The following is a 16,009-nucleotide window of genomic DNA, read 5'->3' on the forward strand; positions in this document are numbered from 1 at the left end:
TGGAAATGTATTTGATAAATAAAATGCTCAATCTGTTCAATTATAGCGCTATTTTGAGCGTAAGTAATTTGTAAGTATTGAGTAAGAAAAAAGAGATTTTTATAGTATATAATATTTATTACATCTACTTTTAACACCTGATACTAATAGTATGCTATAATATGAATTAGCAACAAAAAGGAAAGGAATTAGTAAAATGACATTAGAAAATACTAAAAATTTAAAAAAACAAGTTGCTCCATATGAAAAATCAACAATTAAAAAAAGTGTGTGGCAACTTATTAACACAGTCGTGCCATTTGTTGTTTTATGGTATCTCGCTTATAAAAGTTTGTCTGTTTCTTATCTGTTAGCATTAGTTCCATCTTTGTTAGCTGCTGGTTTTATGACGCGAATTTTCATAATTTTTCATGATTGTACCCATTATTCATTCTTTAAAAGTCGACGTGCAAATAGAATAGTAGGTACATGTATGGGTGTGTTAACGTTATTCCCATTTGATCAATGGGGGCATGAGCATGCGATTCATCACGCTACAAGTGGTAATTTAGATAAGCGAGGTACAGGAGATATTTGGACGCTTACAGTCGATGAATATGTAGCTGCACCATTTAGACTTCGTTTAGCATATCGTTTATATCGCAATCCATTCGTTATGTTTGGATTAGGTCCGATTTATGTTTTCTTGCTTAAAAATAGATTTAACCGAAAAGGTGCAAGACAGAAAGAGCGTATGAATACGTATTTGACGAATATTATTATCGTTGCTGTAGTAGCAATACTTTGCTGGGCAATAGGATGGCAATCGTTCCTATTAGTACATGGTACGATATTCTTAATTGCAGGTTCAGTAGGAATTTGGCTGTTTTACGTACAGCACACATTTGAGGATTCTTATTTTGAAGAGGATAAAGATTGGGAATATGTGAAAGCCGCAGTGGAAGGAAGTTCATTTTATAAACTTCCAAAAATCTTGCAATTCTTAACTGGTAATATTGGATTCCATCATGTTCACCATTTAAGCCCAAGAGTACCTAACTATAAACTAGAAGAGGCACACAATAATACGCTTCCGTTAAAAAATGTACCAACAATTACACTTGCTACAAGCTTACAATCACTACGTTTCCGTCTGTGGGATGAGAAAAGTAACAATTTTGTTAGCTTTAAAGATGTAAAAAATATAATTAAAAATAATGTTTCTGTTCGGGTGAAATCGGAACTATAATTTCATCGGCTATAAAACTCCCCTTAATGATTAACGATGTAAGGGGAGTTTTTGTTATATATAACGGATATTGAGGACGTGGAATACTCATATGTAGGTATAAATTCAAGAATATGATAATCATATTATGTAAACAAGATAAAACATCATTATTTTTTATTATTGTGAAGGATATCATACATATATAATGGAAAGCAGAAGGTGGATGAGAGTAATGATGAGAACAGAAACAACGTAATAAAATAATTCTTTCAAAAGGAAGGGGAAATGAAAGATGTTGAAATTACAAGGAAAATACAATGAAGCGAAAGTATTTACGAATAACGTTGATGAGACTGCGACAGGGCAGATTATTGATCTTTGTAACCAAGAATTTGTAAAGGATAGTCAAATTCGTATTATGCCAGATACACATGCGGGAGCAGGGTGTACGATTGGGACAACAATGACAATACAAGATAAAATCGTTCCTAATCTTGTAGGGGTAGACATTGGTTGTGGTATGGAAGTTGTTGTAATTGATAAGAAAAAAGAAGAAATTAATTTCGATTATTTAGACGAAACAATTCGTAAATTCGTTCCAAGTGGTTTTCGTATCCGAGATAAAGAACATCGATTCTCAAAAATGATTGATTTTGATGGTGTGAGAGCACCATTTACATTACAACGCGCTCAAAAAAGTATAGGTACTCTTGGAGGAGGGAATCATTTCATCGAACTAAATGAAGACGATAAAGGGAATGTATATATTGTCATTCATAGTGGTTCTCGTAATTTAGGAAAGCAAATAGCAGAGTATTATCAGAACTTCGCATATGAACAACTCATTGATGTTACATCAATGAAAGATGAGATTATTAAGAGATTAATGAAAGAGGGGAGAGAAAAAGAAATACAAGAAACTTTACGTGGAATAAGGAAGCCTAATATTCGAAAAGAATTAGCTTATTTAGAAGGACAGGGATTCAAAGATTATATGAATGACATGAATATTGCTCAAAAGTATGCTGCGTTAAATCGTAAAGCAATGATTGATGAAATTGTTACGAAAATGGACTGGAAAGTAACCGATCAATTTACTACAATACATAACTATATAGACATAGAAAATATGATTCTACGAAAAGGTGCTATTTCAGCTCAGAAAGATGAACGAGTCATTATTCCAATTAACATGAGAGATGGTTCAATTATTGCATTTGGTAAAGGTAATCCAGACTGGAATTTTTCTGGTCCGCATGGGGCAGGACGTATCATGAGTCGTAAGAAGGCTAAAGAATTATTGAGTCTAGAGGACTTCCATAATACGATGACAGAAGTTTGGACTACATCGGTAGCAGAGAGCACAATTGATGAGGCACCAATGGTATACAAGCCAATGAATGAAATTATCGAAAATACGAAAGAGACAATAGATATAAAGCATATTATTAAGCCATTATATAATTTTAAAGCGAATTAAAATGATAAAAGACCGCACATGAAGTGGAATCCATGTGCGATCTTTTAGATAAGCAGGGTATTACATCGTCTCGCTAATTTTAGTTTCACTATTAGTGTTAGTAGAAATTCTTTTCTTCACTTTAAAGTGATAGTACGTGTAGCAAAAGATGATAAATGGTACAGTGCAATAGATTCCTAGACGTTGTTCTGGGATAAAGATTAGACTGATTAATATAATGCCATACAATCCAAAACCAAGTATTGGTACAAGTGGATAAAGTGGCGTTTTGAACTTTAAGTCTTCTAATTTTCCGCCGTCTGCTACATAATGTTTACGGAAAAAGAATTGAGAGACACAAATTGACATCCAAACAATGATTGTTATAACTCCAGAAATGGAAATGAGCCATAAGTAAACCGTTTCAGCAGCTACAACGCTTGTTAAAAGAGAAAAAGCAGAAATAGCAATTGTCATAATTAAAGCATTCAAAGGTATTCCTCGTGATGATAATTTCTTTAAAAAGGCTGGAGCCATTTCATTTTTGGATAATGACCAAAGCATACGAGTTGCCGCGTATAGTCCTGAGTTTGCGACAGAAAGAACAGCAGTAAGAATAACAAAGTTCATAATATCAGCCGCATAGGGAATACCGATATTATCAAAAACGGCAACGAACGGGCTTTTTGTTAATCCTGCTTCTTCCCAAGGAATTAAAGCAACAAGAACAAAGATTGCTAAGACGAAGAAAAACATCGTACGCCATATAATATTTCTAATAGAACGAGGTAAAGTTTTTGCTGGATCTTCACTTTCACCTGCAGCGATTCCGACAAGTTCTGTACCCTGGAAGGAATAATTGACTGTAACCATTGTTAATAGAATAGCTGCAAGTCCATTTGGAAATAAACCACCATGATTCACGAAATTTGATAATAGCGGTGCTGGTTCGTCGCCTTTTAAATCAATAAAACCGAACATAGCGGCGCCACCAAGAATAATAAAAGCGATAATGGCAGATACTTTTATACTTGAAAACCAAAATTCTGTTTCTGCATAACTACGAGCAGATAATGCGTTAATCGTGAAGATTGTAACTCCAAATATTAAACACCAAACCCAAACAGGAATATCAGGAAACCAGCGCTGCATTGTAATGCCAGCAGTTGTAAATTCAAGGCCGGTCGTATTCGCCCAGCTTAACCAATACAACCATCCGATTGTAAAGCCAGTTGCAGGATTGATAAACTTAGTGGCATATTCCTGGAAAGACCCCGAAACAGGCATGGCTACAGCGAGTTCACCAAGACATAGCATAACGAAATACATTAATAATCCCCCGGCCATAAAGGCAAGTACGGATCCACCAGGTCCAGCCTGACTTATAATAAAACCAGATCCGTTAAATAATCCCGTTCCAATCACGCCACCGAGTGCAATCATGAATAAGTGTCTACTTTTCATCGTACGTTTTAATTCATTGTTTGTATTATTTACTTGCGCCATTGTTTTCCTCACTTTCGTAGTTGATAGCATAAATTTTGATGTTTTTCCGTATTGTGGAATATATTCCGTGATGTGAAATCTTGTTATAATTTTCAGATAATTAAAAAGAAAAGTCAATATTTTTTTGTTTACGCTTTCAAATTATTGTTCGCAACAAATTTTTATTTTTAGAAAATTGAATAAATAGATTGATTTCATTTCGAATGTTTGTTAAATTGATAGGTAATTGAGCGTGCTAACATATTACAAGTGAAGTAGAGGTGAGTTATGGTACAGTCCATTGATCGAGCGATAAGTATTATAAAGTTATTAAATTCTACTAATGAAAAAGAGTATTGGGCCATTTCTGATATAGCGGACAGAACACATCTCCCAGTTAGTACAGTACATAGATTACTTAACTCTCTAATCGAGCATGGGCTAGTTACACAAATTTCAGAGACGAAACAGTACAAAATTGGACCAATGTGGATGGAAATAGGATTACGACAATTGGAGAAGGTAGACTACAGATCAGTCGCAAGAGAAGTAATGAAACGATTGGCCTATGAAGTGGAAGAAAGTGTTTATTTGAACATTCCAAATGGAACACATTCTATTATTATTGAAAGAATGGATAGCCCTTTAAAAATTCGAGTTATTGATAACTTAGGGGAACAGATTCCTCTTTCAATTGGTGCTGCAAATAAAACGATGCTTGCCAATATGAAACAGAATGAAATGGAATATATTGTTGAGCAACTACTTTCTGCTTTACCAGAACAAAAGCAAATTCTTCTTGATCAAATAAAGCAAATAAGAAACGAAGGATATGCTGTCAGTTATGGAGAAAAAACAGAAGGGACAGCTTCAGTAGCTGCACCTATTATCGGATTTAATCATAAAGTAGTAGGAGCATTAAGTGTTGGGTTAATTAGTCATCGCATTAATGATGATCGACTATCTTTTCTTATTAGTAAGGTAAAACAAGCAGCACATGAAATATCAATAAAAATCGGCAGTACATCAGAACTATAATTTTGATAACTGTCGTCATTTTTTATTCATATACTGGAATTCATTTTCATAATGCGGAAAAATAGGGGGATTTATATGTCAAAGTGGCAATCAAAAGAACAATTGATTCAATTATTAAGCAGTCTTGTTGAAATTCCTAGTATTACAGGTACAGAAGCTGAAGTGATATTGCCAGACTTCGTTGTGGAACAATTATCTGATTTACAGTACTTCAAAGAAAATCCGCACCATTTGCAAAAAAATCCGACTGGGGACGGACGATATTTTGTTACAGCACTAGTAAAGAAAAGCGATCGTACAAAAAATACCGTAATTTTAGTAAGTCACTTTGATGTTGTAGATGTACAAGATTATGGAGTGTGGAAAGAAGATGCATTCAATCCTAAAAAGTTAACGTCTATGTTTTATTCTCATAAAGATGAGCTTCCAGACCATGTACGTGAAGATATAGAACATGGAGATTGGCTGTTTGGTAGAGGAACAATGGATATGAAATGCGGCCTCACGTTACAAATGGCAATGATTGAGCAAGCTTGTGAAGGAAGATTTGATGGGAATGTTCTTTTATTGGCTGTACCAGATGAAGAAGTAAACTCTGTAGGGATGAGAGCTGCTGTCCCAAGATTACTAGATTTAGCAAGAGAACATGATTTAGAGTATAAAACGGTACTAAATTCAGAGCCTATGTTTTCAAGGCACCCTGGTGATCAAAAGAAATATATTTATACTGGTTCTATTGGTAAAGTGTTACCTGGTTTTCTTTGCTACGGAAAAGAGACCCATGTAGGTGAACCTTTTGCAGGCTTAAATGGGAGTTATATGGCTTCATTAATAACAGCAGAATTAGAGTTGAATACAGACCTTTGTGATATTGTAGAAGGGGAAGCGAGTCCTCCGCCAACTAACTTACTTCAAAGGGACTTAAAGGAGGAGTATTCTGTACAAATTCCGCATCGCGCAGTCACATTATTTAATTTGTTTTTACTAGAAAAATCAATGACAGATGTCGTTTCATTGCTGCGTCAAAAAGTAACGAAAGTAGCAGAAAAAATAGAAGAGCAATATGAAAAGCAAGCATATCGTTTTTCTAAATATAATCCGTTTATACCGCCTAATATGAAGGTGAATGTATTAACGTATGAAGAGCTTATCACTTATGCAATTGAACAACATGGGCAAGAGAAAATAAATGAAATTCAATCTAGCATTATTAAAAATAGAGAAGGTAAAGATGATCGTGCGGTAACGATTGATTTAGTAGATAAACTAGCTATTTTATGTAAAGAAAAGGCGCCGATGATTGTGCTTTTCTTTGCTCCGCCATATTATCCAGCCGTAAGTTCACGCAACAACCAGTTAATTAAAGAGGTAGTTGGAGAGATGGAAAAGTATGCACACTTCAATCATAATATTTCATTTGAAAACCAAAACTATTTTGGAGGAATTTCAGATTTAAGCTACGTGGGCTTACAAAATCCATTACATTCAATGAGTTCACTTGTAGACAATATGCCATTATGGGATAAAGGTTACTCAATTCCACTTCAGGAACTAGAAGAATTTGACGTTCCAGTATTAAATATGGGGCCGGTAGGAAAAGATGCACATCAATGGACAGAACGTCTAGATGTAAATTACGCATTTGAAACGCTATTAGATATGTTACCGATTTGCATTGAAAAATTACTTGTTTCTAATAAAATTACACAAGTATAGTAGGGAAGGGAAAAGGTAAATTATTTTAATATAATTAATAGCTAAAACGGCCAAACTCAAGTAAATTCGAGTTTGGCCGTTTATCATGTAGTGCATTTCTAATTAAATTCATAACTAATGTGATCTCTTTTATAGTTTTACTTTTTCGTTTGACCAGATAGTTCAACAGACTTTTGTGTACAACGTTGCATAGCTGAAATGATAGCTGTTCGTAAACCTTTTTCCTCTAATGTAGCTACAGCTTCTATCGTTGTTCCCCCAGGAGAACAAACCATATCTTTCAATTCACCAGGATGTATGCCTGTTTCTAGTACCATCTTTGCAGATCCTAATACAGCTTGAGCTGCGAATTTATATGCTTGATTTCTTGGCATACCATCTAGTACAGCAGCATCTGCCATCGCTTCTATTATCATATATACGTATGCTGGTGAAGAGCCACTTACAGATGTTACAACATCCATTAACTTTTCACTTACAATCTCTGATTGACCAAAACTATTGAAAATGTTTAGCACATCTTCTAAATCTTTTTCTGTCACCATTTCATTCGGACATAATGCTGACATTCCTTCTCCAACAAGAGCAGGAGTATTAGGCATTACTCGTACAACTTTTATTTTTTTATTAAAGGCATTTTCAGTACTTTCAATACTTTTACCAGCAGCGATCGTAACGATGATAGCATCGTTTTTTATTACTTCTTTAATTTCGTTAATTACTAATGAGTATAAGTCTGGTTTAATTGATAAAATTAAAATATCAGCATTTTTAGCGACTTCATTGTTGTCAGTAGTTATAGTTATTCCGTACTTTGTACTAGCATTTTCTAAATTCGTTGTGTTTAAATCTGAACACATGATTTTATTTGAAGACACTATCTTTTTGTTTAGCATCCCGCCAATTATAGCCATCCCCATATTTCCGCATCCGATGAATCCAATTTGTTTATCCATAATAATTCAATCTTGCTCCTTTTTAATAAATTATATCATTTCGAAAGTATTATCTTAATATAACAATAACATCTCTGTGCAATATAAAGAAACATTCTAAGAGAATATATTCCTTTTTGCAACATGAAAAGATAAAAATTAATTATATTCGACATTTTGTAAATGTATACACTATAATGTAAGGTTTATGTTTATAAATATGAGTTGAACTTATATTGATTTGTATTTTCATTCAGTAGGGCAATAACTTCATACAAGTAACTCGCAGCTCTATGTATTTTTAAAAATACCTCTTGACACTAAATCGAACTATATCGCATAATATAAAAAAATTAAACCGAAAATCGTTGAAGGGAAATAGTACATATGTCTTCTTGCGAAAGAGAGTGGAATTCACCGGCTGAAAGATTCCTCGTATAGAATATATCGAACCTATCCCTGAGTCTTAAATGAAAGTTTAGGCGTTCGCCTGCGTTATAGGCACCAAGTGGATATCTATGTATATCAATTAAGGTGGTACCGCGGAACAATGACCGTTTCGTCCTTTTTATTTTATGAAGGGCGAAGCGGTCATTTTTATTTTGCTCTTAAATAGGCTACGTGCAGCACTCATAAGAATAGAAATCGCTGCAAGCTGTATGAATAGAAATGTAATGTATAAAAAACTTTGATTTTAGACTTGGGGGATAAAAAAGTGAAGAAACAGCGAATAGTTGTAAAGATTGGGAGCAGTTCTTTGGCGGATAGTCATGGAGGCATTTCTAAAGAACAACTTTCAGATCATGTTGCCGCATTAGCTCGATTGAAAGAGGAAGGGCATGAAGTGTTGTTAATTACATCTGGGGCCGTTGCTGCAGGTTTTTCTGCTCTAGGATACCCTAGCAGACCTGTAACAATTAAAGGGAAACAGGCTGCAGCGGCAGTCGGACAAAGTTTGTTAATGCAGGCGTACACGGAGGAATTCCGTAAATATGGTATCGTTACTGCGCAACTTTTGCTGACGAGAAGTGATTTTTCTAGAAAAGAACAATATAGTAACGCATACGCTACGTTAGGAGAGTTACTAAACCGTTCTGCTCTTCCAATCATTAATGAAAATGATTCCATCTCTTTAGAGGAGTTAACGTTCGGTGATAATGATATGCTGTCAGCTTTAGTAAGCGGACTTGTTTCGGCAGATATGCTGATGATTTTTACAGATGTGAACGGTTTATATGATAAAAATCCTCAAAAAAATGAGGATGCGAAAAAATATTATTTCCTTCCTGAAGTTACAGAAGAAATCGCTTCTCTTGCTGGAGATGCTGGCTCAAAACTTGGGACTGGTGGTATGAAATCAAAAATCGATGCTGCAAAAACAGCACTCTCTCTTGGAGTAAGTGTATTTATCGGAACAGGACGTGGACAAGAGAAATTTGTTGATGTTTTAAAGGGGAAAGGTGACGGGACGTATGTCGGAAATGCCCCTCAAAAAGAAATGAAGATGAACAAGCAATGGATTGCCTTGCATTCGGTTGTTAGCGGTCAAATTGAAATAGACGCTGGAGCAACTACAGCTATCATTCAGCATGGCAAGAGTCTTCTTCCTGCGGGTGTTACAAATGTGTCAGGATTTTTCAAAGTTGGCGATGTTGTAGAAGTCATGACGCAACAAGGGCGCGTAATTGGAAAAGGACAATGCACATATAGCGCAGAGGAATTAAGAGAGATAAAAGGTATGCAAAGCCAACATATTCAAGCAAGAGGCGAAAGGCATAGTTATGAAGTCATCCATAGAGATCATTGGGTTTCACTTTAAGAAGAGGGATCAAAAAGGAGGAAATAAAAATGAATGAAGTGTTAGTAAAGGGAAAAAAAGCGAAAGAAATCGCTGGAGAACTTGTGCTTAAAAATACGGATCAAAAAAACGAAGCACTTGCTGCAATTGCAAATCAATTAATAAGTGAAACAGCTTATATTTTAGAGGAAAACAAACGCGATATAGAAGAAGGTAAGGCAAAAGGATTTTCGGATTCACTCCTTGATCGTCTTATGCTAACTGAAAATCGTATTATTGATATGACAGAGGGGATTAAGCAGCTAATTGAATTACGTGATCCTGTAGGAGAATGTGTAAGTGCATGGGAAAGGCCAAATGGACTATCTATTCAGGAAATGCGTGTACCACTTGGTGTTGTTGGGATGATTTACGAGGCAAGACCGAATGTAACAGTGGATGCTGCTACTATTTGTTTGAAGACAGGAAACGCAGTCATATTACGTGGTAGTTCTTCTGCTATTCATTCTAATAAAGCCATTGTTGCCGTTATTCACAGAGCGCTCAAACAAACAAGCTTACCAGAAGAAAGTGTACAGCTTATAGAAGATACAACGCGAGATAGTGCGAAGCAGTTATTTACAATGAATGATTATTTAGACGTTCTTATTCCAAGAGGTGGCAAACAATTAATCGATACTGTTGTGAGGGAAGCGTCTGTTCCAGTACTTGAAACAGGTGCGGGAAATTGTCATATTTTCATTGATGAAACAGCGGATAAACAAATGGCATTTGATATTATTATAAATGCAAAAACGCAGCGTCCATCTGTATGTAATGCGATTGAAACGATTGTACTTCATGAGAAGTGGGCAGAGCAATATGGTAGCGAGTTGTTTTCTTCTTTGAAGGATAGAGGCGTGGAGCTACGTGGTGATCAAAAAGCATTGGCAATTGATTCTTCAATTGTACTTGCTTCAGAAGAAGACTGGGGGACAGAATTTTTATCTCTCACGCTAGCAGTTAAATTAGTTTCTTCTATAGAAGAAGCGATTCACCACATAAATACGTATGGATCTATGCATTCTGAAGCGATTATTTCAGAAAACGAGGAAAACGTCAGCAAATTTTTCGTATCTGTTGATGCTGCTGCGCTGTATCACAATGCATCAACTCGTTTTACTGATGGATCTGAATTCGGATTCGGAGCTGAGATTGGCATCAGTACACAAAAGCTACACGTAAGGGGACCAATGGGACTTCCTGCATTAACTTCCACAAAATATATAATTCGTGGTAATGGACAAATTCGAAAATAAAAATAAAAGACACTCAATTTTCGTTTGGGTGTCTTTTATTTTAAAAATTATTTACCATACAAAAAGCCCAACAAGCATAGCGCTTAATAAGGAAACAGCCATTCCGCTCACAAGAAGCTTCCAAACATTTTTCCCGATGACTGATGATTTTTCGCCGCCAAATAATGAATTGTAAGTTCCATAAATCATACCTACTGTACTAAAGTTAGCAAAAGAAGCTAGAAATGTTGTGGCAACCGCAACCGTATGCGGTTGTAAAGACTTTAAGTTTGATTTTAAATCCATCATTGCAACAAATTCATTCGTCGTTATTTTGATCCCCATTAGTTCAGCTACATACATGGCATCACTGCCCGATAAACCGAGTAAAAAAGCGAAAGGACTAAAGATAATAGAGAAGATTTTTTGAATTGTTAAACCCGTTACAAAAAATCCTAAAATCCCATTTAAACATGCTGTTAAAGCTACATATCCAATTACCATAGCTAAAATAACGATAACCATATTCATCCCGACTAACATACTGTTGGAAATAGTAGAAAAGAAATCCTTTTTTTCATGTTTGGAAGGTGAATAAACAACATCTTCTTCTTTCGAAACTTCCACAGGATTTAATACATTGGCTAAAATTAATGCGTTAATACAGTTTAATGGGATTGCGCTGAAAATATATGTTGCTGGAACCATTGATAAATAAGCACCAAGAATGGATCCGCTGACGCTACTCATACTCATAATTCCAAAAGTCAGCAGACGATTTTCTTTTAAAACAGATAATTGATCCCGAACAACCGCAAGCGCTTCGGTGTTCCCTAAAAACATCATTTGAATCGAAAAGAAGCTTTCTAACTTTGGTAAACGAGAAATCTTTGAAATAATTGCACCTACTTTATCAATAATCCAAGTTAAGATTCCAAAGTAAGACAGAATATCAAAGAACGTGATAACAAAAATGATAGGAAGTAATGCGCTAAAGAAGAAATCAATTGTTTGATTTTCCATAGCAGAAGGAAATGCAAATCGAATTCCTTCATTCGCACATGCCAGTAGCCAACTGAAAAATGAAGCAATTTTATTAATGATAATACTGCCTAGCTTTGTGCCTAACATAAACCACGTAATAAAAAGCTCCAATATGATGAGAATTACAATTGGTCTCCATTTTATATGTTTTTTATTAGGCGAACATAAGTAAACAATTAATATGACAACGAAAATCCCTAACATATTCAATATGAAATACATGTCAACAACTCCTTGAGGCTTATTATTTGTATATAAAAAAGCTCCTATTCTCCTTAATTTAGAATGAATGTATTTCAACTAAAATTTTGTTGATTCTAAAAATATAGAAGGTAAAATTCGATAAAAATAGAATTTAATATATAGCAAACAAGGAGGGATAAAAATGGAGGTCTATCACATAACGAGTAGAAAGAGGGAAACTTATAACGTTCAAGTGAAATATTCGATACTTTTCGAATGTGCTCTTGGAATTGCAGCAATTACTCATAAGAGGTTAATTGATACACTTGAAAAGAGTCAAAATGAATGGGAAGAAATTAAGAAATCATTAACAGAAGAAATGAGAGAGCATTTACAATTTGTCAAAGAAAATAATACGTGGAAAGCATTGCTTCAGTTGTTGTATGAAGAAGATTTTCACGATGTATCGCAGTTTCACGCTAAAATTGATTCACTTTCAGAAGAAGATTTGAAGTATATATGTTTACCGTTTTTAGGAGAGAAGTACCAAGAAAAAAGAATTTTAGCGGCAAGTGGAAACGTAACTGTAATACATGAACTAATGGAACTGACACAAGAACATCAGTTTTTCTCTACTTATATTCGTTTTATATGCGATGTTGATGTACAAGTGCTAAAATCCCATTTAATTGCTGTTATGACAGGATGGTATGAGAGCGTTATTCAGAAAGAGGAAGAAGAAATACTTTCTATATTAAAACGAGATTATGAAGCAAAGAGTGAAATGAATAAAAAGATGAAACCAGAAGAGTTTGTCGAGTGGGCTACAGGTGGCGTTCATTATATGCCAGAACCAAGTGTTCATCACGTGCTTCTTATCCCGCAAATAACGTACAGACCGTGGAATATTGAGGCGGATGTTGAAGATACGAAAGTATTTCATTATCCAGTTGCAAACGAAAGTATCCATCCTGAAGATCCATATGAACCGAACTATTTTTTAGTTCAAAAACATAAAGCTCTTGGAGATGAAGCGAGGTTACGCATTGTAAAAATGTTGTTCGAAAAAGAACGAACATTGCAGGAAATTACAGAAAGATTGCAACTTGGTAAATCGACTGTACACCACCATTTGAAATTGTTACGTGCAGCGAAGTTAGTGGATATACATGATGGGAAATATGTATTAAGAAAGAAAGCAGTACAATCGTTAGCGAAAGAATTAGATGCGTTTTTAAATAGATAATATACAACAAGAATGTACATAAAGGGAGGAATATAAAAGAAAAGTTGGTGTGTGAAATTGAAAAATGTATTGAAAAATCGTTCGTTCTTTTTTATGTGGATTGGTAGTGCAATCTCAGAATTAGGAGGGGGGTTCGGAACGTTATGTAATTCAATTCTAGTATATGAGTTAACAGGATCGGAAATGGCTTTAAGTAGTATGTGGCTATTATATTTCATCCCATCACTCATACTGCAATTAATCAGTGGCCCATTTATTGATAAATGGAGTCGGAAGTGGATTATGATTTTTTCACAATGGATACGAGCGTCCGTATTCTTATTACCTTTGATAATGTTAGTTTCCGGTAGTTTAGAAGTTTGGCACATTTATGTTGTTCAAATTGTAGTGGGACTTATTACACCACTTTATACACCTGCAAGTCAAGCAATTACACCGAGCATTGTAGGAAAAGAACAACTTCAAGATGCAAATGCGTACATTGATGGAATGACTCGTCTTATGATGTTTCTTGCGCCAGTATTAGGTGGAGTAGTCATTCATTTGATTGGCACAGAACTTGCGTTATCTTTCGTATGCATTTGTTTATTTGTTAGTGGCACTTTCTTACTTTATATAAAAGAAAATAGAACGTCGCAACCTATCCGGAAAACGTGGCTAGAACAGTTTCTTCACGGTTTTACATATTTTTTCACAAAACCAATCATCGTTTGGCTCGGTATATTTCTAACTTTTGTTCAATTTGGAGTAGGAGTAACAATGGTCACAAACCTTCCTTATATAAAAGATGAGCTATCAGCGGGATATGCGGAATTTGGTTATTTTATGGCCGGATTCCCACTTGGCTATGTAGTTGGATCTATACTAGTCGGAAAAGTAACATATAAAAGCCGGCGTATACTTATGCTTGGAGGATTGTTTATAGGGGGGCTCACATACATTTCGCTAGGGTTCAATCATAGTATTATCATTGCAATAATAGTTGAAGTAATAGCAGGGATTTGTATTGCATTTTTCAATGTTCATAACACAACGATATGCCAACAGTCAGTTCCGAACAATATGATAGGACAAGTATTTTCAGTGCGATTATTTTTCATACGATCCGCTATGCCGTTAGGTGTGTTAGTAGGGGGAATATTGAGTGAAATGTGGGGAGTAAGAGCGCTATACTTTATTATCGGTTCAATTATATGTGTCACTTCTTTAATCGGAATCTTACTCCCATATTTCAAATTTTTAGATGGGGCAGTTGAAGAGAAAACAGCATAATTCGAAAAATCTAAACTTTATAATTGAAAATAATTATCATAATCAACTATAATAGAAGAATAGTAGTATTCGTATTACAATGAAGGAGTGGGATATATGTTTATCGAAACGAAAACATTTACAGTAAAAGAAGGTACATCAAATATAGTTGTAGAACGTTTTACTGGAGAAGGTATTATTGAAAAGTTTGAAGGCTTTATCGACTTGAGTGTTCTTGTGAAAAAAGTAAGACGAGGCGACGAAGAAGTAGTCGTTATGATTCGCTGGGAATCTGAAGAAGCATGGAAAAACTGGGAAACAAGTGAAGAACATTTAGCTGGACATAGAGCGAGCCGTGGTAAACCAAAACCAGATCATATTATTAATGTGGATCACGCAGTTTATTATGTGAAATCATCGAAAGCGGCTTATCAACAGTCGTAATATATAAGTAGAGGATACATGTTGTAGATGCTAACATGTATCCTCTTTTTGTAGTAATGGGGGATGGAAATGATGGAGAGTTTTTCATTCATTACAAATGAAAAACATAAAAAATTGGTACAAACAATTTTAAATGAATATGTATTTAGAGATAAAGTAAATGGATTGATGCTAATTGGATCTGTCGCAAGAGGCGATGCATATCCTGAATCTGATTTAGACTTCTATATTCTTTTAGAAGACGGACAAAAGAAGAAATTTCATTCTGAAACGCGAGAAGGTATTTTGGTTGAATATAAGGGTGCAGATTTTAATCAAATTCAAGTAAACTTTAAAAACAATCCGATGGAACTATACTCATTTCTAGAAGGGAAAATTTTGTTTGATAAAAGCGGTGAGTTAAAAAAGTTAAAGGAAATAGCTACATATGAATTTGAAAACTATCGTGTTTCTAGCGACAAAGTGAAAGGCATTTCTCATTGGTTGCATAGTTCGCTTATTAAAATTCAATCTGCTTTGAAAGCAAATGATGAGTTAAAAGCTTCATACATAGTTCATACGTCAACTTGGACATTGGTAGAAGGAATATGGGCTATTAATAATAAGCCAGTACCTCCAGCTGGATCTGTTTTGAAGTATATTCAAACGTTACCGAATAAGCCAATTCATTTAGATGCGTTACTTAATAAACTATTTTTAGATGATACGAAGGACCGTATTAAAGCAGCAATTGAGTTAATTGAGTGGGTGCTTCATAAATAATATTGTTGGTAAATCGATATGTTGTGTTGAATCGTCGATATATCGAGAAAATCGTTGATATAAATTTCATATACTGTATAAGTAGCAACTAAAAGAGTGTAATCTAGTTAAATTTTTAAAATGAAGTTTCATAACAAGGTCTATTTTGCAAAGGAATTGCT

The 16,009-nt window shown here is 34.8% G+C and carries 13 protein-coding genes and 1 other annotated feature; of the genes, 10 read left to right on the plus strand and 3 right to left on the minus strand.

Annotated features, from left to right (window positions below; genetic code table 11):
• The first annotated feature begins 196 nt into the window (after positions 1-196).
• Positions 197-1,228: a Delta(5) desaturase DesA gene (gene desA, locus BAQ46_RS11435; RefSeq protein WP_000171516.1), complete on the plus strand. Its 1,032-nt coding sequence runs from the start codon at positions 197-199 to the stop codon at positions 1,226-1,228.
• 274 nt (positions 1,229-1,502) lie between these two features.
• Positions 1,503-2,690, plus strand: a complete 1,188-nt coding sequence (locus BAQ46_RS11440) for an RtcB family protein (RefSeq protein ID WP_000916224.1) — start codon at positions 1,503-1,505, stop codon at positions 2,688-2,690.
• A gap of 60 nt (positions 2,691-2,750) precedes the next feature.
• Here the strand turns inward: BAQ46_RS11440 and BAQ46_RS11445 are convergent, their stop codons facing one another.
• Positions 2,751-4,175 (minus strand): amino acid permease, encoded by a 1,425-nt coding sequence (locus BAQ46_RS11445; RefSeq protein ID WP_000079971.1) that lies wholly within the window; start codon positions 4,173-4,175, stop codon positions 2,751-2,753.
• A 267-nt stretch (positions 4,176-4,442) separates the two neighbouring features.
• On the opposite strand from BAQ46_RS11445, the gene BAQ46_RS11455 reads away from it, so the two are divergent.
• The gene (locus tag BAQ46_RS11455) at positions 4,443-5,192 is read left to right on the plus strand and encodes an IclR family transcriptional regulator (RefSeq protein WP_000250772.1); all 750 of its coding nucleotides are present in this window, start codon (positions 4,443-4,445) and stop codon (positions 5,190-5,192) included.
• 75 nt (positions 5,193-5,267) lie between these two features.
• Positions 5,268-6,908 (plus strand): M20/M25/M40 family metallo-hydrolase, encoded by a 1,641-nt coding sequence (locus BAQ46_RS11460; protein ID WP_000049552.1) that lies wholly within the window; start codon positions 5,268-5,270, stop codon positions 6,906-6,908.
• A 137-nt stretch (positions 6,909-7,045) separates the two neighbouring features.
• On the opposite strand, the gene proC is transcribed toward BAQ46_RS11460, so the two are convergent.
• Positions 7,046-7,864 carry a pyrroline-5-carboxylate reductase gene (gene proC, locus BAQ46_RS11465; RefSeq protein WP_000360709.1) on the minus strand — a complete coding sequence of 273 codons (819 nt, stop codon included), beginning with the start codon at positions 7,862-7,864 and terminating at the stop codon, positions 7,046-7,048.
• 338 nt (positions 7,865-8,202) lie between these two features.
• Positions 8,203-8,413 (plus strand) — a binding site (T-box leader).
• Between the two features lie 145 nt (positions 8,414-8,558).
• On the opposite strand from proC, the gene proB reads away from it, so the two are divergent.
• Both proB and proA read left to right on the plus strand, forming a co-directional pair.
• Complete coding sequence (proB, locus tag BAQ46_RS11470) at positions 8,559-9,662, plus strand: glutamate 5-kinase (RefSeq protein WP_000744725.1); 1,104 nt, start codon at positions 8,559-8,561, stop codon at positions 9,660-9,662.
• 29 nt (positions 9,663-9,691) lie between these two features.
• Positions 9,692-10,939 (plus strand): gamma-glutamyl phosphate reductase, encoded by a 1,248-nt coding sequence (gene proA / locus BAQ46_RS11475; protein ID WP_071741950.1) that lies wholly within the window; start codon positions 9,692-9,694, stop codon positions 10,937-10,939.
• A gap of 51 nt (positions 10,940-10,990) precedes the next feature.
• On the opposite strand, the gene BAQ46_RS11480 is transcribed toward proA, so the two are convergent.
• The gene (locus tag BAQ46_RS11480; RefSeq protein WP_000273608.1) at positions 10,991-12,184 is read right to left on the minus strand and encodes a NupC/NupG family nucleoside CNT transporter; all 1,194 of its coding nucleotides are present in this window, start codon (positions 12,182-12,184) and stop codon (positions 10,991-10,993) included.
• A 163-nt stretch (positions 12,185-12,347) separates the two neighbouring features.
• On the opposite strand from BAQ46_RS11480, the gene BAQ46_RS11485 reads away from it, so the two are divergent.
• The 4 genes from BAQ46_RS11485 (at position 12,348) to BAQ46_RS11500 (ending at position 15,848) form a co-directional block, all read left to right on the plus strand.
• A complete protein-coding gene (locus tag BAQ46_RS11485; protein ID WP_061184715.1) occupies positions 12,348-13,391 on the plus strand; it encodes an ArsR/SmtB family transcription factor in 1,044 nt (347 codons plus the stop codon).
• Positions 13,392-13,442: 51 nt separating this feature from the next.
• The gene (locus tag BAQ46_RS11490) at positions 13,443-14,663 is read left to right on the plus strand and encodes an MFS transporter (protein ID WP_000769371.1); all 1,221 of its coding nucleotides are present in this window, start codon (positions 13,443-13,445) and stop codon (positions 14,661-14,663) included.
• Positions 14,664-14,759: 96 nt separating this feature from the next.
• A complete protein-coding gene (hmoA, locus tag BAQ46_RS11495; protein ID WP_000469503.1) occupies positions 14,760-15,086 on the plus strand; it encodes a heme-degrading monooxygenase HmoA in 327 nt (108 codons plus the stop codon).
• Positions 15,087-15,155: 69 nt separating this feature from the next.
• Positions 15,156-15,848, plus strand: a complete 693-nt coding sequence (locus tag BAQ46_RS11500) for a nucleotidyltransferase domain-containing protein (RefSeq protein WP_071741951.1) — start codon at positions 15,156-15,158, stop codon at positions 15,846-15,848.
• Positions 15,849-16,009: the final 161 nt, after the last annotated feature.

Origin of the sequence: Bacillus paranthracis, from assembly GCF_001883995.1 — a bacterium.
GTDB lineage: Bacteria > Bacillota > Bacilli > Bacillales > Bacillaceae_G > Bacillus_A > Bacillus_A paranthracis.